Source organism: Biomaibacter acetigenes, from assembly GCF_003691585.1.
In the GTDB taxonomy this organism is placed as follows: Bacteria; Bacillota; Thermosediminibacteria; order Thermosediminibacterales; family Tepidanaerobacteraceae; genus Biomaibacter; species Biomaibacter acetigenes.
Window position 1 is genome coordinate 2,299,827 of record NZ_CP033169.1, and the last position, 24,723, is coordinate 2,324,549.

The 24,723-nt window shown below is 45.2% G+C and carries 24 protein-coding genes and 2 pseudogenes; 6 read left to right on the top strand and 20 right to left on the bottom strand.

Annotated elements, in window-relative coordinates; genetic code table 11:
* The first annotated feature begins 237 nt into the window (after window positions 1-237).
* Window positions 238-1,242: a Nif3-like dinuclear metal center hexameric protein gene (locus D2962_RS11750; RefSeq protein ID WP_120765750.1), complete on the top strand. Its 1,005-nt coding sequence runs from the start codon at window positions 238-240 to the stop codon at window positions 1,240-1,242.
* A 112-nt stretch (window positions 1,243-1,354) separates the two neighbouring features.
* Complete coding sequence (locus tag D2962_RS11755; protein WP_120765749.1) at window positions 1,355-2,440, top strand: hypothetical protein; 1,086 nt, start codon at window positions 1,355-1,357, stop codon at window positions 2,438-2,440.
* Window positions 2,441-2,527: 87 nt separating this feature from the next.
* Here D2962_RS11755 and D2962_RS11760 read toward each other — a convergent pair whose 3' ends face one another.
* From D2962_RS11760 to D2962_RS11785, 6 genes are all read right to left on the bottom strand, one after another.
* A complete protein-coding gene (locus tag D2962_RS11760; RefSeq protein WP_122015072.1) occupies window positions 2,528-3,460 on the bottom strand; it encodes a transketolase family protein in 933 nt (310 codons plus the stop codon).
* A gap of 44 nt (window positions 3,461-3,504) precedes the next feature.
* Window positions 3,505-4,326, bottom strand: a complete 822-nt coding sequence (locus tag D2962_RS11765) for a transketolase (RefSeq protein ID WP_122015073.1) — start codon at window positions 4,324-4,326, stop codon at window positions 3,505-3,507.
* Between the two features lie 202 nt (window positions 4,327-4,528).
* Window positions 4,529-5,407 carry a YitT family protein gene (locus D2962_RS11770; protein ID WP_122015074.1) on the bottom strand — a complete coding sequence of 293 codons (879 nt, stop codon included), beginning with the start codon at window positions 5,405-5,407 and terminating at the stop codon, window positions 4,529-4,531.
* A gap of 141 nt (window positions 5,408-5,548) precedes the next feature.
* The gene (locus D2962_RS11775) at window positions 5,549-6,301 is read right to left on the bottom strand and encodes a WecB/TagA/CpsF family glycosyltransferase (protein ID WP_122015075.1); all 753 of its coding nucleotides are present in this window, start codon (window positions 6,299-6,301) and stop codon (window positions 5,549-5,551) included.
* Complete coding sequence (locus D2962_RS11780) at window positions 6,298-7,401, bottom strand: glycosyltransferase family 4 protein (RefSeq protein ID WP_122015076.1); 1,104 nt, start codon at window positions 7,399-7,401, stop codon at window positions 6,298-6,300. Before D2962_RS11780 ends, D2962_RS11775 begins: the two co-directional genes overlap by 4 nt.
* A gap of 192 nt (window positions 7,402-7,593) precedes the next feature.
* Window positions 7,594-8,046 (bottom strand): hypothetical protein, encoded by a 453-nt coding sequence (locus D2962_RS11785; RefSeq protein WP_122015077.1) that lies wholly within the window; start codon window positions 8,044-8,046, stop codon window positions 7,594-7,596.
* A 277-nt stretch (window positions 8,047-8,323) separates the two neighbouring features.
* Here D2962_RS11785 and D2962_RS11790 point away from each other — a divergent pair, with 277 nt between their 5' ends.
* Window positions 8,324-10,132 carry a heme NO-binding domain-containing protein gene (locus tag D2962_RS11790; RefSeq protein WP_120765742.1) on the top strand — a complete coding sequence of 603 codons (1,809 nt, stop codon included), beginning with the start codon at window positions 8,324-8,326 and terminating at the stop codon, window positions 10,130-10,132.
* Here D2962_RS11790 and D2962_RS11795 read toward each other — a convergent pair.
* On the bottom strand, window positions 10,129-11,085 hold the full coding sequence (locus tag D2962_RS11795) for an ROK family protein (RefSeq protein ID WP_120765741.1): 957 nt from the start codon (window positions 11,083-11,085) through the stop codon (window positions 10,129-10,131). The genes D2962_RS11790 and D2962_RS11795 overlap by 4 nt on opposite strands.
* 286 nt (window positions 11,086-11,371) lie before the next feature.
* On the opposite strand from D2962_RS11795, the gene D2962_RS11800 reads away from it, so the two are divergent.
* The gene (locus tag D2962_RS11800; RefSeq protein ID WP_122015078.1) at window positions 11,372-13,780 is read left to right on the top strand and encodes an immune inhibitor A domain-containing protein; all 2,409 of its coding nucleotides are present in this window, start codon (window positions 11,372-11,374) and stop codon (window positions 13,778-13,780) included.
* Between the two features lie 193 nt (window positions 13,781-13,973).
* Here the strand turns inward: D2962_RS11800 and ymfI are convergent, their stop codons facing one another.
* From ymfI to D2962_RS19690, 9 genes and pseudogenes are all read right to left on the bottom strand, one after another.
* Window positions 13,974-14,714: an elongation factor P 5-aminopentanone reductase gene (ymfI, locus tag D2962_RS11805; protein ID WP_122015079.1), complete on the bottom strand. Its 741-nt coding sequence runs from the start codon at window positions 14,712-14,714 to the stop codon at window positions 13,974-13,976.
* Window positions 14,715-14,760: 46 nt separating this feature from the next.
* Window positions 14,761-14,964 (bottom strand): aldehyde ferredoxin oxidoreductase C-terminal domain-containing protein, encoded by a 204-nt coding sequence (locus tag D2962_RS11810; protein WP_222927521.1) that lies wholly within the window; start codon window positions 14,962-14,964, stop codon window positions 14,761-14,763.
* A 99-nt stretch (window positions 14,965-15,063) separates the two neighbouring features.
* Complete coding sequence (locus D2962_RS11815; protein ID WP_120765738.1) at window positions 15,064-15,933, bottom strand: ATP-binding protein; 870 nt, start codon at window positions 15,931-15,933, stop codon at window positions 15,064-15,066.
* Window positions 15,930-16,832, bottom strand: coding sequence for an ATP-binding protein (locus D2962_RS11820; protein ID WP_245984660.1), 903 nt, complete (start codon window positions 16,830-16,832; stop codon window positions 15,930-15,932). Before D2962_RS11820 ends, D2962_RS11815 begins: the two co-directional genes overlap by 4 nt.
* Window positions 16,810-17,178, bottom strand: coding sequence for a NifB/NifX family molybdenum-iron cluster-binding protein (locus D2962_RS11825; RefSeq protein ID WP_120765737.1), 369 nt, complete (start codon window positions 17,176-17,178; stop codon window positions 16,810-16,812). Before D2962_RS11825 ends, D2962_RS11820 begins: the two co-directional genes overlap by 23 nt.
* Before the next feature lie 86 nt (window positions 17,179-17,264).
* Window positions 17,265-17,621, bottom strand: coding sequence for a NifB/NifX family molybdenum-iron cluster-binding protein (locus D2962_RS11830; RefSeq protein WP_120765736.1), 357 nt, complete (start codon window positions 17,619-17,621; stop codon window positions 17,265-17,267).
* Window positions 17,622-17,842: 221 nt separating this feature from the next.
* Complete coding sequence (locus D2962_RS11835; RefSeq protein ID WP_122015080.1) at window positions 17,843-18,241, bottom strand: DUF5320 domain-containing protein; 399 nt, start codon at window positions 18,239-18,241, stop codon at window positions 17,843-17,845.
* Window positions 18,242-18,351: 110 nt separating this feature from the next.
* Entirely contained in the window at window positions 18,352-19,191 is an 840-nt protein-coding gene (locus tag D2962_RS11840; protein ID WP_122015081.1) for an Mrp/NBP35 family ATP-binding protein, read from the bottom strand.
* A gap of 89 nt (window positions 19,192-19,280) precedes the next feature.
* Window positions 19,281-19,595 (bottom strand): annotated as a pseudogene (locus D2962_RS19690) (DUF134 domain-containing protein); the annotation flags it as partial.
* A gap of 159 nt (window positions 19,596-19,754) precedes the next feature.
* Between D2962_RS19690 and D2962_RS19905 the strand changes: the two are divergent.
* Together D2962_RS19905 and D2962_RS11855 are read left to right on the top strand one after the other, a co-directional pair.
* Window positions 19,755-19,859, top strand: a pseudogene (locus tag D2962_RS19905) (iron-sulfur cluster assembly scaffold protein); the annotation flags it as partial.
* A 188-nt stretch (window positions 19,860-20,047) separates the two neighbouring features.
* Window positions 20,048-20,476, top strand: coding sequence for an MBL fold metallo-hydrolase (locus D2962_RS11855; protein WP_122015083.1), 429 nt, complete (start codon window positions 20,048-20,050; stop codon window positions 20,474-20,476).
* A gap of 42 nt (window positions 20,477-20,518) precedes the next feature.
* On the opposite strand, the gene D2962_RS11860 is transcribed toward D2962_RS11855, so the two are convergent.
* The 4 genes from D2962_RS11860 to D2962_RS11875 form a co-directional block, all read right to left on the bottom strand.
* Window positions 20,519-21,517 carry an NAD(P)H-dependent amine dehydrogenase family protein gene (locus D2962_RS11860; RefSeq protein ID WP_122015084.1) on the bottom strand — a complete coding sequence of 333 codons (999 nt, stop codon included), beginning with the start codon at window positions 21,515-21,517 and terminating at the stop codon, window positions 20,519-20,521.
* Window positions 21,518-21,655: 138 nt separating this feature from the next.
* Window positions 21,656-21,991 (bottom strand): DUF3870 domain-containing protein, encoded by a 336-nt coding sequence (locus D2962_RS11865; protein WP_162991204.1) that lies wholly within the window; start codon window positions 21,989-21,991, stop codon window positions 21,656-21,658.
* Between the two features lie 178 nt (window positions 21,992-22,169).
* On the bottom strand, window positions 22,170-23,072 hold the full coding sequence (locus tag D2962_RS11870) for a metal ABC transporter substrate-binding protein (protein ID WP_122015085.1): 903 nt from the start codon (window positions 23,070-23,072) through the stop codon (window positions 22,170-22,172).
* A 214-nt stretch (window positions 23,073-23,286) separates the two neighbouring features.
* Window positions 23,287-24,720, bottom strand: a complete 1,434-nt coding sequence (locus D2962_RS11875; protein WP_122015086.1) for a sensor domain-containing diguanylate cyclase/phosphohydrolase — start codon at window positions 24,718-24,720, stop codon at window positions 23,287-23,289.
* Window positions 24,721-24,723 lie beyond the last annotated feature (3 nt).

Genomic DNA, 24,723 nt, shown 5'->3' on the forward strand with positions numbered 1-24,723 from the left:
AGATCCGTAAGGATAGTTCGAGGCCGTCAAATAAATACTTTTAAGGGAACTGTTTTATCATTTTCCCTGGTGGAATGATGGTGAAATTTTCCCATGGTGAAGTATTTATTTGGCGGCCTCTTTATTTGTCCGATCCAGCTTCCCAAATCTCAATTTATACAGCCTGGCAAATTAACAAAAGAGCAAATGGTCAGGCCCTGTAATCAAGAGTACATTCTAAAAAGGAGAGGACCAGAATTGAAGGTAAAAGAAATTATTAAAGTGCTGGACCAAATCACGGGGGGGAGGGTGGTCACAGATACTTCGGATATCTTCACCGACAAAAACCCTTTTGTGGTGATGAAATCCTCCGACATCCCAGGAAAATCCGTTGTTGAGACTCCAGGCCTGGTTTTTGGCGATCCGGAAGCTGAAGTCCACAAAGTGGCGGTCACTATGACCCTTACCGAGGGAAATATTGAACTGGCCGGAGCTACAGGAGTCGACGCCATAGTTGCCCACCACCCCATCGCCGATGCGGCCAACTCCGGTGGGGTGACACTAAAAAATTACCTGGGACTTTACAATATCGCGGTTTTTGAGCTTCACGAAGCTTTTCACGGACTGCACCCGGGTATATCATATATCCATGGGCACAGGGCCTTTCGGGTGGATATAAGGTACGGCGGAATTCCGGGAAATATCATGTATGTGGGTAAAGCCCTGGATGATGTCAGGACTCTCGGGGACATGCTTTCCCGTCTCAACCGGATGATGGACATGGAAAAGGAATTGGAAATCATGGGAAAGGAGAAGTCTATCCTGGGCTGCGGGGAAATTATGGATTCCGCCACGGCGGTGGGAGGAGAAATTTATCTGGGGATGCCCGACAGTCCGGTAAACACCATTCTCCATATCTTTCCCCATACGGGCTTCACCGCAGAGCATCTGGCAAAAGCCAAGAACGAACATCCCGAAATAGACACGGTACTGGCCACCATCAGCCGGGTGAAAAGGGACAGCGAACTGGTGAAAAAGGCGGAAGAACTGAGACTCAATTTCATCTGCGGCAACTCCCACGCTCTGGAAATTTTCGAAAACGGTCTGCCCCTGGCCTATGCTCTGAGGCATTATCTGCCCGAAGATGTGGAAATTGTTATATTCCGGGAGAGAATTACTTCAACGCCGCTGTCAAAATTTGGTTCAAAAGATATTCAGGAATATGCAAAGTATATAACAGAGAATTATTTGATAAATCGTTAAAACCAGGGATAAAACCAGCATACCATAGTCCAAAGGGAGGTGATTTGCTATAAACCATATATAAGTTCTATCCCAGAATCTTTATATTTTTAAAAAAGGAGGTCATTTAAAAATGGCAGTCAAGGAAAAGGAAATCGTTGTCAGCGAAAGAAAGATGGAAACCATTGAGTATGTAGGTTTGACCTTATTATTTCTTTCACTCATTATCCTTTTTGTAAAACCTTCCCTCATCGGTGGAATATTTGATGCAATGCTTGGAAGGGTTGTCCCCATTGTAGTTAAGGTATATCTTACCGGGACCCTGGGCAGCGCTATAATACTTTCAGTCATGACAGGCCGCATATTGGAACGCCTGGGTTTCACCGATGCACTGGTTCGGGTCTTTACACCTCTTGCAAAGATATTCAGGATAACACCGCTGGTGATAGTTCCAGCTATCTATAATATACTGGGTGACATCAATGCTTCGGGCAGAATTACTGCACCTTCCCTTAAAAAAGCCGAGGCCACAAAAGATGAGCAAAAGATTGCAATAGCAACCATGTGCCAGGGCAATCAGTCCTTCTCCACTTTCATGCTGGGGCTGCTGGCCTTTACAAAAGGCGGTATATGGGCATTTCCCATTATAGTTGTAGGGCTGTTCCTGCCGGTCATACTGGTACCTTTTATCCTGAGCAAGACCATATACCGGAACGTAAAATACAAGGATATCAGCGAGATGCCGCGCTTTACCCCTAATACTCCCGCTGTGCCTACAATATTCAACGGAGCCCGGGAAGGGGCGGAGCTTTTATTCCTACTGCTGATACCGGCTGCTGCGGTGGTGTTTGCCCTCATAGGAGCCCTGGATTTTGTAGGAGTATGGAAACCCATCGAATCAGCCATTTCAGCATTTCTCTCAGCACTTTCCATTGACCCCAAGACAGGCCTGCAGTCGGTGCTGGTATCCCCGACTCTTGCCATGAATACTCTGGTGGAAACCATTAAAAATGTACCCCCGCGCTTTGCCATCGGTTCCTTCATTATAGCGGCATCGGGATTCCCATTGCAGATTCCCCTCGCTCAGATACCGGCCGTCTGGGCTCAGAATTCTGACCTTTCCGCTGGCGAGGCTATGCAGGCTTCCATTGTAGGAATGATCATCAGAATAATCTCGGCCTTTGCCCTGGCCTGGATACTGGCGCCTTTTGTTGCATAATAAAATCTCCTATTTGATTAACTAGATGATATGACATTACTGTTAAAGCCCCGGGCAACCGGGGCTTTTATATTTTGGTTTCGTCCTTTAATTTTTACCTTTCAGTTCTTTGGCCGCTTTTGCTATATCCTCCGCAGTCAGATGGTATATCTTGAGGAGTTCATCGGGGTTTCCCGACTGGCCGAACTCGTCGGCTATGCCTATCCTCTTTATGGGGGTGGGCTTTTCTTCTGCCAGCACTTCGGCCACAGCGCTGCCCAGACCTCCAATGATGTTGTGTTCTTCGGCGGTGACTATGGCGCCGCACCCTGCAGCTTTTAGAATCACTTCTTTATCAATGGGTTTTATGGTGGATATGTTCACCACCATGGCGTTTATACCTTCTCCGGCCAGGATTTTTGCGGCCTTTAAAGCTTCGCCTACCATGACTCCTGTAGCGATGATAGCTACATCTTTTCCTTCTTTCAGGATTACTCCTTTCCCTATTTCAAATTTATAATTTTCATCAAAGATGGTTTCTACCGGATGGCGGCCGAATCTGAGGTATACTGGCCCCTTATGAAGGGCTGCGGCTCTCACGGCCTGTTTTGCTTCTTCGGCATCGGCGGGGTTTATGACTGTCATGTGGGGAATAGTTCTCATTAGGGCTATGTCTTCTACCGACTGGTGGGTGGCTCCGTCTTCACCCACGGTTATGCCCGCATGGGTGGCGGCTATTTTTACGTTCAACTGCGGATAGCATATGGAGTTTCTTACCTGTTCAAAGGCTCTGCCGGCGGCAAATATGGCAAATGTGCTGGCAAAGGGTATCTTGCCGCAGGTGGCAAGACCTGCTGCGGTGCCCATTAGATTCTGTTCGGCTATACCCATGTTGAAAAATCTCTCGGGAAATTTCTTGGCAAATACGCTGGTCTTGGTGGATTTTGAAAGGTCTGCATCCAGGACCACTATATCCTTTATCTCTTCGCCAAGCTCCGCCAGAGCCTGGCCGTAGGCTTCACGAGTGGCAACTTTCGGCATTGATATCCCTCCATACTATTTTTTCTTCTATTCATAAGATACAACTAAAGTGCTTTTAATGCTTCTTCAGCTTGCTCTTTAGAAGGTGCTTTTCCGTGCCAGTCCACTATGTTTTCCATAAAGGGCACGCCTTTGCCCTTTACCGTTTTGGCAACGATTACTGTGGGCTTATCTTTGGTGTTTTTGGCTTCTTCTACGGCCTCAAGTATTTGATTAAAGTCATGGCCGTCTATGTCGATTACGTGCCAGCCGAAGGCTTTGAATTTGTCCTGTATTTTCTCCGGTGACATGACCTGGGTGATGGGGCCGTCTATCTGCAGGCCGTTGTGGTCTACAAAGGCCGTGAGGTTGTCCAGTTTATAGTGGGCCGATGCCATGGCTGCTTCCCATACCTGGCCTTCTTCTGTTTCTCCATCTCCCAGCAGTACATATACTCTGTAGTCCTTTTTGTCCAGCTTCCCTGCCAGGGCCATTCCATTGGCGGCGGATAACCCCTGGCCCAGGGAACCGGTGGTCATGTCAAGGCCCGGCGTTCCTTTCATGTCGGGATGTCCCTGGAGCATGGCACCGGTCTTTCTGAGTTTCATGAGTTCTTCTTTGGGAAAATATCCTTTTTCTGCCAGCACCGCATAAAGAGCAGGGGCAGCATGCCCTTTTGATAGTATGAAACGGTCTCTTTCCGACCATGCGGGACGTTTTGGGTCCACTCGGAGCACATTAAAATACAGGGCTGTCAGGATATCGGAACACGAGAGGGACCCTCCCGGATGGCCGGAACCCGCTTCGGCAGTCATCTCGACGATGTGCCGCCGGATGGTGCGGGCCATGAATGTAAGTTCCTGGAGTTTTTCATTTGTTAAATTCACTCAAATCACCTCTTCTAAATTTATACCTATTATTAAAGTATAATATTTCAAGTGTAAAAACTAAGTCTTCTACCAGGAGATGACAAAAAGCACAGTTTAGTGAAGTTGTCGCCGCTCTTGAGTTTAGAACAAGCAGAGGAAAGGCGGGACACGGATGCCCGCTGGCCGGCACCTGAAGCAGGATACCGAATTGCCGGCGAACCTACCGGTTTTTATTTTTCAGGGGAACCTTTCCCGACTCATTGCCAAAGCTGAATCCTTCCCCTAGCACTTCATGTACATCATGGACTATCACGAAAGCTCTGGGGTCCAGTTCATGGACTATGTTTTTCAGGCGTGTGAGTTCCAGACGCGTCACCACACACATAAGTACATTCTTTTCTTCGCCGGTATATGCACCTTTAGCTCCCAGAAAGGTTACTCCCCGCTCCATTTCATTTAATATTTTCCGGGAAATATTTTCTGCCTCATCGGAAATTATGTATACGGCCTTGGAATAATTTACACCTTCCTGAATAAGGTCTATTACCTTGCTGCTAACATAGAGGGCTATCCACGAATACATGGCAAGCTCCCAGTTAAAAGCCACACCATCAAGGCCTATTACAAAAAAATCTACAAAAAGGATACCCTGGCCTATGCTTACGGTGGGAATGAAGTAATTAATAAGCATGGCTGCCAGATCTGAACCTCCGGTGGAACCCCGGGCCCGGAAAACTATGCCCAACCCTGCACCCAGTATCAAACCTCCGTATACTGTGGAAAGGAGCAGGTCATGGGTAAGCACCGGGAAATTTTTTGTGGCCTCCGTAAATACCGAGAACAGCAGCGCCCCTGCCAGGGTCTTGAGCCCAAAACCCTTCCCTAAAAAAATTACCCCTGCCACAAAAAGCGGGATATTCATGGCCAGCATGGTCCATCCTACCGGCAAGCCAAAAAGGTAATGGAGTACTGTGGCAAGACCGCTCACACCCCCTGCTGCTACCTTGTTGGGCACCAGGAACATGGTGAGGCCAAGAGAACCTATAAATGAACCTATGACTATTTGCAGGTATTCCAGTAAAAAGGTTTTTATTTTCATATTCCCACCACAGTTGTAAATTATGATCAGGGCTTACCGTTTAATTCCTGACAAAAATACCTTCCATGGCCATACTCATCTTGTCCATTTTACCATATTGTATTATTTCCGGCAGAAAAATACAAGCAATAATTGATCTTATTACAACTTGTTTTGCCTCAACCTGTCCAGTATAACATCTATAATAAAAAGGGGGAGCACACTCATCCGTTTAATCCTCGTGGGCTGAGTGACGAGCCTGTAGAGCCATTCCAGCCCGGCTTTTTGCATAAAAACCGGTGCCCGATGAACCCTTCCGGCAAGTACATCCAGGCTGCCTCCTACTCCCATAGCTATACTGCAGTGGAGTTTGTTGCGATTTTTTATCATAAAAATTTCCTGTTTTGGAGCTCCCATGGCCACCAGAAGGATATGGGCGCCCGATTTATTTATCATGTCTATTATCTGCCCTTCCCCATTTTCATCGAAATAACCATGGTGGGTGCCTGCTATTTTGATTCCGGGGAATTTTACCTTTATACTACCGGCAGCTTCTTCCGCCACCCCAGGTTTCCCTCCCAGCAAAAACACGGATAAATTCCGCCGGGCCGCCATGTCCAGCATTTGTGTCATAAGGTCAAAGCCCGCAGTTCTGCCGTAGAGAGATTTTCCGATGATCCTGGCGGCCAGCACCACTCCTATGCCATCGGGAAAGCAGAGGTCAGCACCGTTTACGGCTTCTTTGAGCTTCTCATTTTTCCTTGCAGCCATTATGATTTCCGCATTGGGAGTCACTATCACTCCCGGGCCACCGGTTTCTAGAAACCTTTCTATTTTTTGAAGCGCTCTATCATAATCAACTCTATCCAGAAGTATTCCCATAATTTTTATTTTTTGTGTGGAGGGGGATGTCATCTGCTACCCTCCTTTTGGAGGATTTTATCATAGATTTCCATGGTCTTTTCCGCCATATATCGGGCTGAAAATTTGTCAAAGACGGTGTTTTTGGCCGCCTGACCCAGAGAAAATGCCATTTGCTTTGATGATAAAATCTTTATAATAGCTTCGGCCAGAGCCCTGTCATCTCCCGGCGGCACCAACAGGCCGTTGACTCCGCTTTTCACCACTTCTGGAATCCCCCCAACTTCGGTGGCCACCACCGGTTTACCCAGAGCCATGGCTTCCAGCAGCGAGAGCCCCAGACCTTCACTGATGGAAGGCAGAAGAAATACATCAAAATCAGCAGTCAAGCCCTCTACCCGGTCCTGATAGCCGAGGAAAACCACATGTTCGGATATTTCCAGCTCCCGGCACAGGTCCTCCAGGGCTTGCCTAAGCGGTCCATCCCCCACTATAACCATCAAAGCACCGGGGAACTTTTTTAACACTACGGGCATGGCTTTCAGAGCGTATTCATAGCCTTTTTCCGGTACAAGTCTTGCAACTATGCCGATAATTGGGCTTCTGCCCGCCAGGCCGAATTCCCTTTTTAGCCGGGGTTCAACGTTATTAAATCTCGAAAGGTCTATACCATTGTATATGATTTTTATCATGTCCGCCGGAACACCGGTCTCCATCAGGCTTATTTTCACAGCCCGGGAAATGGCAATAATGCTGTCTGTAAAAAATCTAGAGAGAGTTCCTGTGATAACCCTTTGAATAAAACCATTTTTGCCCTGTCCCAGGCCGTGGCATGTGATCACCACCCTGCACCCGGAGAGTTTACCGGCAATGCGGCCGGAAAAGCTTGCATGACTATGGACGATGTCGATTTTTTCCCGGGATATGATTCCCATGAGTTCCTTAATATGCTCAAATTTCAGGGAATTTTCTCCCCCGGAAAGCGCAAAAACTCTTATGCCCGTTCGCCCAAGCTGCCTTTCCAGTTCTCCTCCCGTCGGGCATGCCACCAAAACCTCAAAGCGGTCGTAATCCCAGCCTGAAAGGAGATTAAACAGGTAGCGCCCGGCACCGCCCATATTTGCATCGGTAAGGACATGAAGAACTTTTTTCATGTCATGTCTCCTTATTCACAGCTTTTTCTTCTTCCAGAGAAGATATGCGCGAGTGTTATGGCATGAGTTTCAGCCCCTCCGGCATCCAGAGCCATCAATGCCAACAATACCGTAAGCCGCTCCATCAAAAAAGCCTCTCTCTCGAGGAAATTTGCTAAAAAAAGTATATCATCATAATGGATGAAAGTAAAGTTATTTGATAATCGTATAATTGCCTCTCACCATCAATACCACATTGGTCTGAGCGGCAAGACCACGGCCATCTTCCCTGGGAATCAGAAGAAGATGATTTTGGGGGGCTTTTTCACCTTTTTTGAGATCTTTTCCTGTCGTCAAATCCGATATGCCGCCGCTGATGCTGTCAACTACGGCTGCCTGCCCGCTTCTCAAGATGATTTCGGTGCCCTTGTCGCCAATGATCCTTTCCCCCTTTTCAAGATAGACCACCTCCAGGCTGCCGGAATTGCCGGTTTTTGAATCCACATACTGCTTTATGTTCATTAAAATCTTGTCCACATAGCTTTTCGTGACTATTGGATCGCTTTCGGATCCCGGCTCACCGATATCTGCCCTGACTGCCAGAGCAAAAATAGAAAACACCCCCAGGGCTATCACAAGCATTAAAAACCTGCCAAATCTACCCATTCTTGCACCTCCTGAATCAATGTCAAATATATTATTCGACAGCAGCCGGCAAATTTCCTGTCAAAAAGAAAATCTAGTCAAACAAAGAAATATCTGGTATACTTATTAATAATCAATATCGATTCAGATCTTGGTTGGTCGATATGTTTCATTACATGATTACCCTGTATATGATTCATATTAAAGAGATCGGAGATGAGAGGTCGGAATAGAAGAAATTTGCAAACCGCAAATTCCAATTTATGGTATTTTTAATTTAAGAATGGAGGACATTTAGATGAAGGCAACGGTGGTCCATACGTGGGTTAAGACATTGGAAGAGCTATATGACAAAAATGTTATTCAAAAGCATGTAGGTTCCGCAGGAATCGAGTCCGAAGAGCTTTTTTCTCCCCTTTCCGACATTCCAGATGAAAAGGTCCACCACATGATAAAATCCATCAGCAATGAAGTTGGGGAACCCTCTGGAACCATATGGAGAAAAATCGGCCGAAAAAATGTGGCTACCTTTTCCCGGTGGTTCCCGTCATTTTTTGAGAACAGAAAGCTCAGGAGCTTTTTGTTGATGATGGACAAGGTCCATCAGGTCCTGACAAAGATGATACCCGGAGCGAGGCCTCCACGGCTGCTCATAATTCATGAAACCCCCTTTGAAGTTATCATGAGGTACGAATCCCATCGTAAAATGTATGATTACTTCCTGGGCCTTCTGGAAGGAAGCCGGGAATTTTTCAAGGAAGAAATGGATATTGTAAAGATGGATGAAGGTTCGGCTGACGGCAGGCACTACATGACCGTGAGGCTGAAGTTTAGTTCTCCATCTTATGCGAAAAAGAACTTCATGCCAAATATTCTTCTTTCCTTTGGATTTCTGCGCTCTATTGCTGCAAAGCTTGCCGTGGCAACTCTGCTTACGAATGGAATCCTGGCATTCTTTTTAACAGGCAATAAACCCTTTGCCGCCATCTTGCTGGTAGTTGCTGCATCTTTTATGGCATATATTTTCGCGGCTTTATTACTCTCTCCTTTTAAATATATAAAGAAAGAAATCCAATCAATTTCAGACCTGCAATTTCAGGATAGGACCGAAATAAAGACCCGGGATGTATTCGAAGAACTGATGAAAGAAATCAATAAGGCCAGAAAAAACCTGCAGGATGACCTTCTGTTCTTGAAGGGCGGCACCGATGATCTCGTTAATTTCACTGGATATTTCACCCAGGTAGCCGACAAGATGAAGAGCATATCCGATGAAATCTCCCAGGTGGTAGCAGAAGTGGCTCAGAGTGCCGTGCAGCAGGCTGAAGAAACCGAAAGTGCTGTCAACACGCTGGATTCCAATATCAACGGTCTGAATTTCATTTCTCAAAAGGAAGAAGAGGGCAAAAACCTCCTGGCGGAATCCACCGAACATGCCCTCATGGTCTCCGATGAAGTTTCTCGTGCAATACAGGGCATTGAAGATACCCTCAAGGATTTTGAATATATTAAACAGCAATCCGAGGAACTGGCTCAAAGCGCAGGGGAAATCATGGAAATCGTCAACACCGTGGAAAGAATCGCAGACCAGACCAACCTTCTTTCTTTAAACGCAGCCATAGAGGCGGCCCGGGCCGGAGAATCGGGGCGCGGGTTCGCGGTGGTGGCCAATGAGGTGAGAACGCTGGCCGATGAGTCCAAACTTGCAGTTAAAAAAATAAGCAAGAACCTCCAGGATTTTTCCGGAAAGGTCACGGTCCTTTCAGATCACTTCGTAAAGCAGTTTGAAAAACTTAAAAGCAGCAGCGAATCGCTGAATAAAGCCGGTAAAAGTACCGCTCTCAGCAGCCAGAGGACGGGAGAAGTCACCACGGCAGTTGTGACTCTCATAGAGCAGCTCAATTCTGAGACGGTAAAAATAAAAAATGTAGTGGACAACCTTCACTCTTTGGCAGCCATTGCCGAAGAAAACTCCGCCTCTTCCGAAGAAATGAGCGCCAGCATCACCGATTATTCCGGCCGGATAAAGGAGCTAACCGGATATATTGCCGGGCTGAAAGACCTTTCAGAAAAGTTCAGAAATCAGTTGAAAAAATATGCAATTTAACAAATACTCCATGCCACTGCGGCGGCACCTATGACTCCCACATCTTTACTCAGTGCGGCCTTCACCACTTCTAAACCTTCAATGCTGGCGCCAAGGGCCCTTTCCCGCATGACCTGCATCATGCGGTCATAAAACATATTCCACTCATGGGTGAGTCCTCCTCCTATGGCTATTCGCTTGGGGTTGTAAGCATTCACCACATTGGCAAGGCCCACGCCCAGGTAAAATCCCTCTTTCTCTATCAGTTCGAGCGCAAATTTGTCGCCTTTTTTTGCTGCAGCAAATACATGCTCGGCTTTTATGTTTTCTTCTCCGGCCAGTTCTTTTATTTTGGTGGCTTCTCCGGCGGCTATTTTCTCCCTGGCAAAACGGGCAAGGGCTGTGCCCGATGCATAGGCCTCCCAACAGCCTTGATTGCCGCATCCACAGCGGGGACCGTCGAAGTTTATTGTCATATGGCCTATTTCCGCCGCATTGCCATCTTGTCCCTTGAAGAGCCTGCCATTTAAGACCACACCGCCGCCGATGCCGGTGCTTATGGTTATATAGACAAAGTTGTCAATGCCCTTCCCTGCGCCGTAAAGATTTTCACCCAGGGCTGCGGCATTGGCATCATTTTCTAGCACCATCGGTAAATTTATTTCGCTTTTTAATATCTGCAAAAGAGGTATGTCTATCCATCCAGGTAAATTAGGTGTATTTTTTACGATTCCTTTTTTTGTATCAAGAGGGCCCGGCATGCCTATACCCAGTGCTGCTACCTGGTTCTGCTCTATTTGCCCCTGTTTTAATACCTCAAAAAAACTTTGTTTTATCCTGCCGATAACAGCTTTAGGACCTTCACTGGCGAGGGTCGGGAATGTTGCCCTTCCGGGCATTTTACCCTCTTCGTCCATCAGGCAAGCGGCAATCTTGGTCCCTCCCACATCTATTCCTACAACATATCGCAAAATAACCTTTCCCCCTCCCGGTAAAAATTCTTATAAGTAGATTCTCTTTTTTTAACCAAAATCCTTCTTAGGAAAATATTTTTATGACATGATGGAATCACATGCCCTCGAGATTTTGGAATTGAAGGCCTGGATCTTTCTAAAGGATTAGATGTTACTAATTTTCAACAAAATTTTCCTTGAAAACTCTAAAATAGAAAATTTATTTTACCGCTGTTTTTACAAAATTTTCTCAAGAGACAGGCTATAATAATGTTGTTAAATCCAAATTAAAATTGGGGGGTATTTTATGAAAAAGCTTCTGGTATTTCTCTTGGCTGTGACCCTGGTTTTTGGGGCCACAAATTTCTGCAGTGCAAAGGGATTTGCCGAAACTCAGGATTTTTCCAGAAACCTGACACCACCTAATGAAGCGGGCATCGCTAAAATGCTCATCCAGAAAGGCGTCATTGACAAAAATGCTTCTCAGGAAGAAATGGAAAAGGCGGTAACGAAGTATTTAAGGGAAAGACTGACCCCGGCAAAGACCAGAGATGTGGACAAAATGGTGCTTCTGAAGAAAATCAAGAATTACAATGAAGAAAACATTCAATACGGCAACATGCTGAACGGCAGGAAATTTGGAAAGAAAATCACGGATATTGAAGGAGTGAAGGAAAAGCCGTGGACCGGTGAAGTCCGAAAGGCAAAGCTTCTGGTGCTGCTGGCGGAATTCGGAGATGATGAATACGACAGCGGCCCAGTCCACAATCAGATTGCAAAACCTTTACCGGAGGATAACACCAGTTTCTGGGTGGAGGATTTCAGCCAGGAGCATTATGAAAAGATGCTGTTTACGGAAGGTGGCTACGATGCCATCGACCAGAGCGGCAGTACCCTGCACCTGGACAGCATGGTGGATTATTATCTGGAGCAATCCGGCGGCAGCTTCAAGGTGGATGGAGATGCATACGGCTGGTTTAAACTGCCCCATTCGGAAGCCTACTACGGGGATGATGACCCTGACAGGCCCGGCATGGACGGCGTTGACGGACTGTATCCCGGAACCCCCAGGGACCTGGTAAAAGACCTTCTTGTGGTAGCCAGAGAAGCAGGAGTTCCTTTTGAAGACTATGATATGGAAGATCCATTTGATCTGGATGGAGACGGGAATTTTGATGAACCTGACGGCATCATCGACCACCTTGTTATAGTGCATGCAGGCGTGGACCAGAGCGGAGGCGGCGGTGCTCAGGGCGACAATGCCATATGGGCCCACAGTTCCTCGGTCTTTGAGTTAATCCCCTCGGATAACCCAACGGTGCCCTACTGGGGAGACAACATGCTGGCATACAACTATATTATTCAGGGCGAGGATGGCACCATAGGCGTTTTTTGCCATGAATTCGGCCATGATATAGGCCTTCCCGATGAGTACGACACCATATACAGTGGCAACGGAGACCCTGTAGGATTCTATTCGCTAATGTCCAGCGGAAGCTGGAGCGGAAAACCACTGGGCACCAAGCCAACCCCCATAAGCCCCTGGGGCAGGTGGATACTGGGACAGATCTGGGGTGGACAGTGGGTGCAGCCCACAGAAGTTGATTTCAATGAAATTAGCGATGACGGCCTGTTCTTCAAGCTGGACCAGACCACCAGTGTGGGCAGCAACAACCAGGTTGTCAAAGTGAACCTGCCGAATAAACTAAAGATTCTAACGGAGCCCTATGAAGGAAGTTATGAATGGTATGGCGGAAAAGGCGATGAAATAGACCATACCGTAGCAACCCGGGTGTATTTGCCCGATGCCGCCAGCATATCTCTCGACTTCTGGACATGGTACAACATAGAAGAAGGATGGGATTTCGGTTTTGTCCAGGTTTCCACCGATGGTGGAGTCACCTGGAAATCCCTTTCATCGGAAAGGACCACCGATGCCATCGTGCCCGACGGCTACCCGGCTATCAAGGAAAACATGCCCGGATATACCGGCAGCAGCGGCGGATGGGTGCATGAAATTATGGACCTTTCGGAATATAAGGGCCAGAATATCATGCTCCAGTTCAGGTACATGACGGACTGGGCCACTTCTCTGGAAGGCTTCTTCGTGGATGATATCAAAGTTATTGCCGACGGAAATGTAATTTTCCATGACAATGCCGAAAATGGCGAGGGACAGTGGGAAGTCAACGGCTGGTATATCACTGAAGGGTTTGAGGAAAAGGCCCACTATTACCTGCTAGAATGGAGAAATCTCACCAAGACCGATGAAGGGCTTTTGTACGGATACAACTGGGTGGATTACGATAAGGGAATAGCCGAATATTTCAGGCATGAACCGGGGTTGATAGTATGGTACAGGGACACATCCTATGATGACAACTGGGTGGGAGTGCATCCGGGACATGGATTCCTGGGCATAGTAGATTCTCACCCGCAGCCCATGGTGGCCCAGGGTGTGGATATAAGGACCAGGATACAGATTCACGATGCGGCCTTCAGCCTGGATCGGGTACAGGACAAGGTGTTTACCTTCTTCGGCAAGACCCACACTTTCCAGGGTAAACAGGCTCAGCCCGAATTTAATGATTCCCACAAATACTGGAATCCGAAAGCCCCCAGCAGCGGCATAATAGTCCCCGATTACGGAATCAAATTCAAGGTTATAGGCCGCTCTCCCGATTTCACGGTGGGAGAAATCGCGATATATAAATAATATAAATAGCAAAAATGAAGCCTCCATTGGGGGCTTCTTATAATCCAGCACATCGTAAACCGTGTCATATATCTCAAACACCGAACCGCTGTTGACATCAAGAACTATGTTTTTGTCAAATACCCGAAATTTATGGATTTGCCCTCTCAAGTACCTTATCTCCTGCTGCTTCTATAATTTTTTATAATATGCACTAGATAACAAAACCGCCATTAGGGCTTATTACCTGCCCAGTAATAAAATCCGCTTTGTCAGACGCTAAAAATAGTGCGCATTGGGCGACATCGTCCACTGTCCCTAATCTCATAAGCGGTGTGTTATTACTCAACATTTCAAGATCTTCAGTGGTAAAATCTTTTAACATATCTGTCTGTATAATCCCAGGAGCAATGCAGTTAACCTGGATATGCAAAGGACCAAGTTCTTTGGCAAGTGCTTTTGTGAAACCGATTATCCCTGCTTTTACGGCAGAATAATGGACTTCGCATGCAGCACCAACCATCCCCCATATTGAAGATATATTGATAATTTTACCCTGTTTTTTGGATATCATATACCTAACAACACTCTGGGTGCAATGAAAAACACTGTTAAAATTATTTTTGACCATATTTTCCCAATCATCTTCAGTTATATCGATAAACATCTTGGACTGACTAATTCCTGCATTGTTTATAAGTACATCAACTGTATCAAATTGTGCCAAGCAAAACCTTATCATATTATCAACCTGTTTACGGTCGGCAACATCGGCTTGGTACAGTGCTACTGACAGTCCCTTTGTACGCAATGTTTCGTAGAAATTCCTTGCTTCATTTTCAGAACGGTGATAGTTTATTAATACATTATAACCGTTTACTGCAAACAACTCTGCGATTTTTCTTCCAATCCCCCTTGAAGCTCCTGTTACAATTACTGTTTTGGATTTAGCCATAATATAACCTACCTTACTTATCTTTAAACTATTGTGCAATTCAACTTCATTGGTATCTACTTACTAATTCTACCACATCAGGGAAATCTATACCAAGCTGTTTTACAGTCTCAAGGGTAGGCACTCCGTTGGAATTCCAGCCCCTGCGCTTATATACCGCATCACACAGCTTTTGATACTGGGATTCCCTGTATTCCCGGAGGATCTTCATTTTTTCTTCGGTGGGTTTTTCCTCAATATCATATCCCAATTCATTCAGCTGTTTGTCATACCTTTCTTTATGCCCCGCACCCGTTACACAATTCTGGTTTTGTCTTTACTATTTTCATTAAGTCACCCCCAATACATTTTACTCTTGTCTACATCCAGAGTCACCGAATGATAATACTGCCACATTTTTTAAAACCTCCGCCGCCGGGCCAAAAGAGTACTCGACCGGCGGAACACCTTTTGATATGGCTTTTACAACGTCTTCGTCAAAGGGTATTTTCCCTATGACCTCAATACCTTTATAAATACAGTACTGTTCGATCTCTTTGCTTTTTTCTTGCGCCAGGTCGAACTTATTGATCACTACCTTTACGGTTACTTTAAAATTCTCCGCCAGCTTCAATACTCTCTCCAAATCATGCAATCCCGCGGCGGTAGGCTCCGTTACGATCAGAGCCACATCGGCTCCGGAAAGGGTGGAAATTACCGGGCAGCCGATTCCCGGCGGGCCGTCGGTGATTATATATTTATATCCTTCTCTTTCGGCTATATCCCGGGCGGTCTTTTTTACCAGCGAAACCAGTTTGCCAGAATTTTCCTCGGCTATTCCCAGCCTGGCATGGACCATGGGGCCGTATCTGGTGTCAGAGATATACCAGTGGCCCGAAAGAGTGTCAACCATGTCAATGGCCTTTTCAGGACATATATTATAGCATACCCCGCAGCCCTCGCAAAAAGTGGGGTTTACTTTAAAATCTTTTATGGCATCAAAGCGGCATACTGTTTCACATTTGCCGCACCTTATGCATTTATGTTCACTTATGCGAGCCTTCTGACTTCCCCAGAACTTAAAGGTGTCTTTAATCTTCGGGTTTAAAAGCAGGTATAGGTCGGCTGCATCCACGTCACAGTCGGTCAAAACCGCATCTTTTGCTAAAGCCGCAAGAGAGGCCGTCACTGTAGTCTTTCCTGTACCACCTTTACCGCTCAGTACAATTATTTCCTTCATGCCTCCACCCGCCTTTCTATGGCCTTCCATAAGTTGTTAAAGGACTGTCTGAGCTCGGGAAATTCTTCAACGAGCAGTCCCCCCCGGGCACAGCAGGCCGCATACCGCCGGTCAAAGGGAATCTTCATCAGCAGGGGTATATTCTGCTCCTGCAGATATTTTTCGACTTCACCATCTCCCATACCCGCCCTGTTTATTACGACACCAAAGGAAATCCCGAGTTCCCTGACAACCCCCACGGCCAGCTGCAAATCACTCAAGCCGAAGGGTGTGGGTTCCGTCACCAGCACACAGTAATCGGCTCCAGATACAGCATTTATCATGGGACACGATGTGCCCGGCGGTGAATCGATTATTACCGCAGGGCCACTTTTTATCCGGCTTTTCACTTTCTTGATTACCGGTGGAGCCAGAACCGAGCCGATGGAAAGTGTCCCCTGGACAAATTCTATACCTTTCGCAGTGCCCCGTTCCACAAGCCCTATTTCTTTATGTATTTCCGTTATGGCTCCCGCCGGGCAGAGCAGGCTGCATCCCCCGCAGCCGTGGCAGAGTTCCTCAAACACCAGTATCTTTTTGCCCAGATCCGCCAGGGCGTGATAGGCGCATATTCTGGTGCAAATTCCACAGTGGGTGCATTTATCGGAATCTATGGAAGGCACTGGCAGTGTAACGGACTCCCTTTCTGTAAATTCCGGCATTAAGAAAAGGTGGGCGTTAGGTTCTTCCACATCACAATCTAATAGTGCTACCGGCATTTTGTCTTTTAATGAAACGGCAAGATTGGCGGCTACCGTGGTCTTCCCGGTGCCGCCTTTCCCGCTGGCAATGGCAATTATCATGTTTTCACCGCCATTTGGAAAATAATCTTGAGCTTCAGTGGGAGCAATGCCCACCATGGTCTCCTTCTCCATGGTCGCACAGATTGCAGCCGTCCGCAATATTTCCTTTGAGATATTCCTGTATCACATCGTCCACTCTGCCGGAAACACCGGTTATGGTTTCTATATTATTTTGGGCGAACAGTTCCTGAGCCCTTGGGCCCATACCCCCGGCTATAATGCAGTTGACTCCTAATTCTGCCAGATACCCGGGCAGGAAACCCGGCTGGTGCCCCGGATTTTCAATTACCAATTTCGAGTTTATCTTGTTTTGCTTTTCATCCACATCATATATGGTATACTGGGGACAGTGCCCGAAATGGGCTGAAACTACATTTCCTTCGGTGGCTATGGCTATCTTCATTATAAAACTCCTCCAATCTTAATATTGGCTCTAATGTAAAAAGTATCATCGATGCCAGGTAATGGCATCGGCACTTTTTTGACTTTTTACATATGCGGTGTTGTCGTAGGGCCAGAAGCCATGCTCAATTTGCCTTCTCTAAAATATTCCAGGGCTTCCCTGACGCTTATAGAATTGGTAGTAAATACTTTTATTCCGGATTCCGTCAATACCCTCATGGCATTTGGACCCACATTCCCGGTTATCAGAGCCGAAGCTTTTTTATCCACTATGAACTGGGCCACCTGAACACCCGTGCCGTGAGCACCGCTTGCATATTCGTTTTCCACGGCTTCAAATTCTTTTGTATCAGAATCCGCAAATATAAAATACCTGCAGCGGCCGAATCTTTCGTCCACCATGGAATTTAGATCTTTACCTGCGGCTGTAACAGCAACTTTCATAAGTTAAATCCCTCGCTTTTTTAATTTAGGGCTGCCACCCTTTTATGAAAAATGCCCCTTTTTCGCCGAAAAAAATTTAGATATTTTGGCTAAAAATATGTTATAATTATAATAATTATAATAGTATACAGCTAAATTTTAAACATTGCATAATCTGTTGATTTTGTAAAGATGTGGCAGGGGCTGGCCGCCATCCGCCCCTGCCAATGAGCCTAACTTTTTCAGCCCTGGCTTTTTTCTGCATCAGGGCCTTCTTTTTTTGCCCTTTTAAGTTCTTCCAATCTCGCTTCTATTTCTTTCAGCTGTTCCTTCAGGTATTTGGCCTCCTGAGAAAGGGCCTCTGCCTCATACTTTTGTTCATCCTCGGCGGCAGGATATACCGCCGCAGGGTCAAAAGGGTAATATCCCCTTGCCCAAAACGGCAGCCCGGTAGCATAATAGCGCCACCTCCATCCCCGGCCGGCGCCCAACCCAAGGCCACGGCCATAACCTGCCGCTCTTCGCCAGAATCTCCCGACAGGGTTCATATAGCCCGGTACCGGAAAACCGGCACAGAAACCGGCGGCTCTGCCGGTCATGGGGCCGAACCCCAGGGGGCCAGTTCCATCGCCTCTAGGCATGTTTTTCACCTCCTTTTGAAGAATCGTAATTTTAGTCTAGGACTCCAATGCTGCTGCCGAAGGCGGCTGTATATCTCCGGCAGTCAACATTTTTATTCCTTCTTAAATTTTTATTTCTTCTTAAGGCGTTCCAGATCTTTTACCCATTCTCCCATGCCTTTTATTCCATCGCTATCGTACATCTCTATGCTGCCGCTGTCGCACAGCTCGGCAAGTTTGTAATCTAACGGCAGGGAACCCAGATATGGAATCTGCACCTGCTCCGCAGCTTTGCTCCCGCGGCTTTCACCAAATATGTTTATCTTCTCACCGCATTTGGGACAAATCAGGTAACTGTAATTTTCCACAAGGCCCAATATGGGAACGCCCATCATCCTTGTCATATTTATTGCCTTCTTTACCACCATCATAACCAGATCCTGAGGTGATGAGACGATTACCAGTCCGTCCACGGGCAAAGACTGCATGACGGTAAGCGGCGCATCGCCGGTGCCCGGAGGAAGGTCAATGAGCAAAAAGTCCAGGTCTCCCCATATCACATCGGTCCAGAATTGTTTTACTGCGTTTGCAATAAGGGGGCCTCTCCATATGACAGGGTCATCCTCATTTTCCAGCAGCAGATTCAGAGACATTATCCGTATTCCCGAGGAGCTTTCGGGCGGCATCAGGCCGAAACCGATATTCTCAGGACGGTTTTTTACACCGAACATCCTCGGTATGCTGGGCCCGGTGATATCGGCATCAAGGATGCCTACTTTGTAGCCTTTCCTCTGCAGGCTTACAGCTAGAAGCCCGGTTACGGTGGACTTGCCCACTCCGCCTTTTCCGCTCATAATCGCTACTACATTTTTTATGCGGTTTAACTCACCCCCAGGGATTTTTTCTACTCCAGGAGCAGTAGAGGCTTTTTCCTCCCGATCTTTTTGTGCGGTGGTTTTGTTTTGATTCATTAAATACACCCTTTCTTTTTTGATTATGAGGATTTTAAAACCGCAGATGTTGCATCAGTAGATTTTTCTTTCACCGCCTTTGCCCAGGGTTAATCTAAATAATCAAACGGCCCTCTTTGCCGGCGGCCATGGCACCATCCCCTGTGATTTCCCGCTGGAACCCATTCCGTACTGTGACATTCCGGGCATTCAGAGGCCTGAATATTTTCCTTCTGAACTTCCTCCCAGACATGGCCACATTTCAAACACTTCACAAATTGTGAAAAATGATATTTCCCGCCTTCTATTCTAATGGCTTTTCCTTTTACCAGCGCATCGGCCCCTTTACAGTGAGCCGAGTTTAATATCCTAAAGAAAGTCGGCCGGGAGATACCCATTTTTTCGGCACAATCTTCCTCTCTCCCCTTGTTATGGTCATATGTTTATAACTTTCAATTTTATTATATTGCTATTGTGAACTTATGTCAATAATAGTATTCTTTTTTTATTATTGACATATGACCAATATAGTATTATATTGAAAATGAACGTTATAAATTTCATAAATAATTCGAGGGGGCAAAATTATATATACCGATAAGGTAATTGATCATTTTTTAAATCCCAGAAATGTGGGTGAAATTCCCGATGCGGATGGTATAGGGCAATACGGTGATCAGAAAGAAGGTCGATTTTCCTTTGCGCTTAGAGCCCGTAGTTTAGACGGACCTCGTTTTCTTTTCGATACGGGCCAGGGCAAAGCAATCATCAATAATGCACGGATTTTTAAAATCAACCTATCGGAATTCCCTTTTCCCGTTCGGTTTTGGAGAATAAAGGTGCTTGTTTCCACTTCAATACGGCCTGGCAGGAGATTGTGCCGGGGTTTTCACTGACAGGAGAGGTGCCCAGAAAGACAGGCTTCGAAAAGGGGGAGAAAGATCTTGTAATTATCATAGGTGACAGTTTTGTTCAGGATCCTATTATAGATGACCAATCATTAGTCATTGAAACCGAAAAGGGTCTTTTCATCATACTCGGTTATGCACATGCATGCATAATAAATATTATCAACTACGCCATTGAACGGACCGGTCAAAATCATATTCACGCCATTATCGGCGGGACCCGCCTGGGTGCAGTAAGTGAAGAACAGCAAGAAAAAAGCATCAAGGCTTTAAAGGAATTTGATGTGGATCGCATAGGAGTTTCTCATTGCACAGGATTAAAAGCCTCGATGCGCCTGGTGCAGGAATTCGGGGAACAGTTTTTCTTCTGTAATGTGGGAACTGTGATAGAATTATAAACAATCTTTGGATTTCTGTTTGATACCGGTTAAAAAACAGATCTATTTGAAGAAAGACAGTGTTTCGATATCCGACATGGTCCTGAGACCCGGTCTGGAATGAACCACTACCGGAATAGAATTTACCATAATGGCGCAGGTGGCGATGTCTCCATTGACGCCGCCATGGATTGTAGATTCGATTCTGGGTGTTCCTTCTATTATTATGCTGTCTCTAGACTCGGGTTCTCCAACAGATGCCCTGAATACCAGATTGATTGCCACCTGTCCATCGACTATGCCCCTACCGACTTGCTGGACCCCTGCAACATCTCCGGGTTGTATTGTCATGTTATTCGTTTTTATAAGTCTCGTGGCGATAACAGGAGTTATGATGTCTTCAGTTTTTTCCAGTTTCCATCCCAGCCTGGACGCTATCATATGAATTGACTCCGTCAGGCCAACATGTCTTAAAATTCCTTTTTCGACCTTTTCATGAAATTCCTTTATGGATAACCCGGCGCCGATTTTTTTCTGGAAGGGTATCCTCCTGAAGGTGGCGTCCTGTATCCTTTCCACTGTTATTTTATCCACACTTCGACATACCGAAGTCAAAGAAAGCGGTAGAAAGTCCATTAAAAAGCCTGGATTGACACCTGTTGCAAGCACGGATACCTTTTTACTTTTCGCTTTCTCATCAATCTCTCTGGAAATTTCCGGGTTGGTCAACCATGGGTATGATAGTTCTTCGCATGTTGTAACAATATTCACTCCATATTCCAGAAGGTTTATTATCTGCTCCCGAATGGAAGCGAGACTTGAAGTCGTTGTAAGAATAACCGCGTCCACATTATTGTTTTTCAGCACAGACTTAATATCCTTTGAAACTTTGACGCCGATGGGTTCCGGCAAACCCGCCAGGGTGCCCACATCCTGGCCGACTTTTTTTTCGTCTGCATCAATGGCACCCACGATGTTGAAATTTTTTCTTTCCGCAAGAAATCTGGTTATCTGGTTGCCAATAGGCCCCAGCCCCATCTGGACCACATTGATTTTTCCCATAGACAATTCCTCCCATTAATTTTTTTATTGTTTTTATAATAAAAAGACCCGGAAAGATTAATATACAGTCTTCCGGGTCTTACTTATCTTAATATATAAAGGTGATTTATATATTGATAAATAAGAATGTATTTTTTTCTAACTTGAAATGCCTGATTCCTTGAACATTTTGTATTTGTTCTGAGCATCTTTTAATGCCACTATCAAAGCCTTTTGGGCTGTTCCCAAAAACCTCCGCTCTATCTGGGATACTATTTCATCCATATCCTCCAACAAATTATACCCCACAATTATAGATTCTATAAAGCTCGAAGTCTTTTGTGAAACAGTATTGCAGGTAAAATCGATTATTTTATTGTCAGTTGAATTTACCATTACCCCTACAAAAAACGTGCTGAATATATCGCTGATGGGATCGGTTTTGCTGGTTTTGGCAAGACCGGTAACATATATTGTGTTCTTATCGTAGTTCAAAATTTGTACCCCCGTCAAATCATGCACTTTTCCCATTAGCTTTTATACTTTATATATATAAATACTATATATTTTTCTAAAATCCTGCTGCTGGTGACACTTTTTTAAAATAAATATCTTTTGCATAAAAATTATAAATGGTTCTGCAGCTTTTGATTCAGTTGGCATGATTCTTTATTTATTCAGTTAAAGCTTTTTTAATATTGTCGAGATTTTTCTGCATAATTGAAAAATAATCCTCACCGGCCTTTATTTCTTCAGATGTAAGCCCACCGATGGGATTTAATACCATGGTTTTCGCTCCTACCTCCCGGGCCAAGGTTTCGGAAAGTTTAGGACTTACTAGAGTTTCAAAGAAAATGTATTTTATATTTTTTTGCCTGCAAAGTTCGGCCAGTTCTGCCATTTTTTTGGGTGAAGGTTCCTCCTGGGGCGAAAGCCCTGAAATTGGTATTTGCACTAATCCGTATCTTTTTGCCATGTAGCCAAATGCCGCATGGGATGTAATAAACTCTTTTCTTTTCAGATTTGCCAGGTTTTCTCTATAGCTTTTGTCCAGTTCATCCAGTTTTGCCACCAGTTCATTGAAGTTTTCTTCATAATAGGATTTGTTGTCGGCATCGGCGGCAGCCACCGCATCATATATACGGCGGGCCATTTCTTTAGCAAGGACGGGATCCAGCCAGATGTGAGGGTCATGATTTTCTATAAGGCCTTTTCCTGCTTCCACTACCGTTATCCCCTTATCCCTGAGCTGCCCTTCCAGCTTTTGGGCCCAGGGTTCCATGACATCTCCAAGAAATACGAATACCCTAGCATCATAAATCCCGGCTATTTGCTTTGGGAAAGGTTCATAATCGTGGGGTTCCACTCCTGCCGGTATAATGTTCTCTACCTGTGCTCTGTCCCTTACTATTTTTTTGGTAAAATCATACAGCGGATAAAAGGTAGTGTAAATGACAAGACGACTTGAATCAACTTTGGTAGGAGCATAATCGGCTCTTTTTGCAGTACAACCGGCCACCGTGAAAATTAGGGAAAAAATTGCAATGAATACTAATGCTTTTTTAAACCTTTTCATAAGGACCTCCTAATTGCAAATTATTTGCATTTGCTATTAATATCATTATATATAATTTCCACCCGGTGTCAATAGTATGCGAAAATAATAAAGCACCTACTTATTCTTCCATACCCAGTGGAAACAACGCAGGAGATGCGTTCACCGCGTTCATGTCAAACACCTTAAGTTCATGTCAAACACCTTAAATGGAAAAAATAATGTGTAATGCACCCTAATGATTCAAGGATGTCGAATCATTGATACTCATAAATAAATCTACCAGTTCAGGATCAAAAATAATGCCTGAATTTCTTTTTATTTCTCTTAAAGCCCCTATACAATCGGCATTATTTTCATATGACATGCTGTGAATAAGTTCATCATACGAATCGACTATTGAAATAATGCGCGCTAAAATCGGAATCTCTTCCCCTTTTAAACCTTTTGGGTATCCTTTGCCATCCCATCTCTCGTGGTGATGCAATATCGCTTCCGCTATGCCTGCAAGCTCAGGAAAAGATATTGCTATCCTGTAACCTGTCTCCACATGTTTCTGCATTAAAATGATCTCATCCGATGTTGGCGGTTTGCCCTTTCTAAACAAATCTTCCGGAACCGCCACTTTACCTATATCATGAAATTCCGCTAAAAGCTTTACAGAATTCAATTGTTCTTCTGAAAGTCTGAGCTTTTCCGCCATCTTTAACGCTAAATTTTTTATTCTGTCCATATGTTCTTCCGTCTCATCCGTATTTTCTAATAAAGTCCTCTTTAAAGCCAACAATAGTCTCTTTCTCACTTCACTGCCTTCCATCGATTTTTGCCTATACATTGCATCTTCTGCTCTGTTTAACACTTCGTTAATATCTTCGAGGTGGTTTTCTTTTGTCGCACAGCCAAGAGCTATACTGAGCGGTATGCGACCTTCATCCTCTCTGCAAAAATTCTCTATTCTCATGCAGATCTGCTCAGCCGTTTTTTTACCTGTTTTGGGCAGGAGTATGGCAAATTCATCTCCACCCCAGCGGGCGATGATATCTTCCTTCCTGCAGGCTCTCCTCAAAATATCTGCTATTTTTTTTAGCAACTCATCACCTTCAAAATGGCCAAACGTATCATTTACAAGCTTTAAGCCGTTCAAATCGCCGATTATCATACTTAAAGGAAGCTGCCTTTCGACATCTAACCGCTTTAGTTCTTCTTCAAAATAATGACGGTTATAAAGACCTGTCACATTATCGTGAAAAGTTAAATACCTGATTTTTTCCTCGTTGCGCTTTCTTTCAGTAATATCCTGGACAATCACAATATACCCGTATATTTCATAATTTAATTTTAACGGCGTTATTGAGCAGTCGATATGCATCCTCCCGGATTTTTTCGTATTATAAAGTCTCATCGATTTTACAATGTCAAAATCAAATTCCGTCTCATACCTGACCGCTTCGCCGCCGAGCAACTTTGCTTTTTGATCCTCCTGAAGGTTATGATCCTCAAACAGTCTAAAACCCTTTACTTCGTCGGGATTTACGACACCGAATATCTCCATGAACGCCCGATTAACCTCCAAAAGTCTTCCGTTTTTATCGTAAATCTCTATCCCCAGAGGCGACTGCAAAAATATGTTTTTAAACTTCTCTTCACTCTCTTTAATGTTTTGCTCCATAAA

Coding starts and splice junctions, on each gene's coding strand:
- D2962_RS11755 (WP_120765749.1), top strand. CDS start 1,355: ATGGCAGTCAAGGAAAAGGAAATCGTTGTCAGCGAAAGAAAGATGGAA.
- D2962_RS11760 (WP_122015072.1), bottom strand. CDS start 3,460: ATGCCGAAAGTTGCCACTCGTGAAGCCTACGGCCAGGCTCTGGCGGAG.
- D2962_RS11770 (WP_122015074.1), bottom strand. CDS start 5,407: ATGAAAATAAAAACCTTTTTACTGGAATACCTGCAAATAGTCATAGGT.
- D2962_RS11775 (WP_122015075.1), bottom strand. CDS start 6,301: ATGACATCCCCCTCCACACAAAAAATAAAAATTATGGGAATACTTCTG.
- D2962_RS11780 (WP_122015076.1), bottom strand. CDS start 7,401: ATGAAAAAAGTTCTTCATGTCCTTACCGATGCAAATATGGGCGGTGCC.
- D2962_RS11785 (WP_122015077.1), bottom strand. CDS start 8,046: ATGGGTAGATTTGGCAGGTTTTTAATGCTTGTGATAGCCCTGGGGGTG.
- D2962_RS11790 (WP_120765742.1), top strand. CDS start 8,324: ATGAAGGCAACGGTGGTCCATACGTGGGTTAAGACATTGGAAGAGCTA.
- D2962_RS11800 (WP_122015078.1), top strand. CDS start 11,372: ATGAAAAAGCTTCTGGTATTTCTCTTGGCTGTGACCCTGGTTTTTGGG.
- ymfI (WP_122015079.1), bottom strand. CDS start 14,714: ATGGCTAAATCCAAAACAGTAATTGTAACAGGAGCTTCAAGGGGGATT.
- D2962_RS11815 (WP_120765738.1), bottom strand. CDS start 15,933: ATGAAGGAAATAATTGTACTGAGCGGTAAAGGTGGTACAGGAAAGACT.
- D2962_RS11820 (WP_245984660.1), bottom strand. CDS start 16,832: ATGGTGGGCATTGCTCCCACTGAAGCTCAAGATTATTTTCCAAATGGC.
- D2962_RS11825 (WP_120765737.1), bottom strand. CDS start 17,178: ATGAAGATAGCCATAGCCACCGAAGGAAATGTAGTTTCAGCCCATTTC.
- D2962_RS11830 (WP_120765736.1), bottom strand. CDS start 17,621: ATGAAAGTTGCTGTTACAGCCGCAGGTAAAGATCTAAATTCCATGGTG.
- D2962_RS11835 (WP_122015080.1), bottom strand. CDS start 18,241: ATGCCTAGAGGCGATGGAACTGGCCCCCTGGGGTTCGGCCCCATGACC.
- D2962_RS11840 (WP_122015081.1), bottom strand. CDS start 19,191: ATGAATCAAAACAAAACCACCGCACAAAAAGATCGGGAGGAAAAAGCC.
- D2962_RS11860 (WP_122015084.1), bottom strand. CDS start 21,517: ATGGGAAAAATCAATGTGGTCCAGATGGGGCTGGGGCCTATTGGCAAC.
- D2962_RS11870 (WP_122015085.1), bottom strand. CDS start 23,072: ATGAAAAGGTTTAAAAAAGCATTAGTATTCATTGCAATTTTTTCCCTA.
- D2962_RS11875 (WP_122015086.1), bottom strand. CDS start 24,720: ATGGAGCAAAACATTAAAGAGAGTGAAGAGAAGTTTAAAAACATATTT.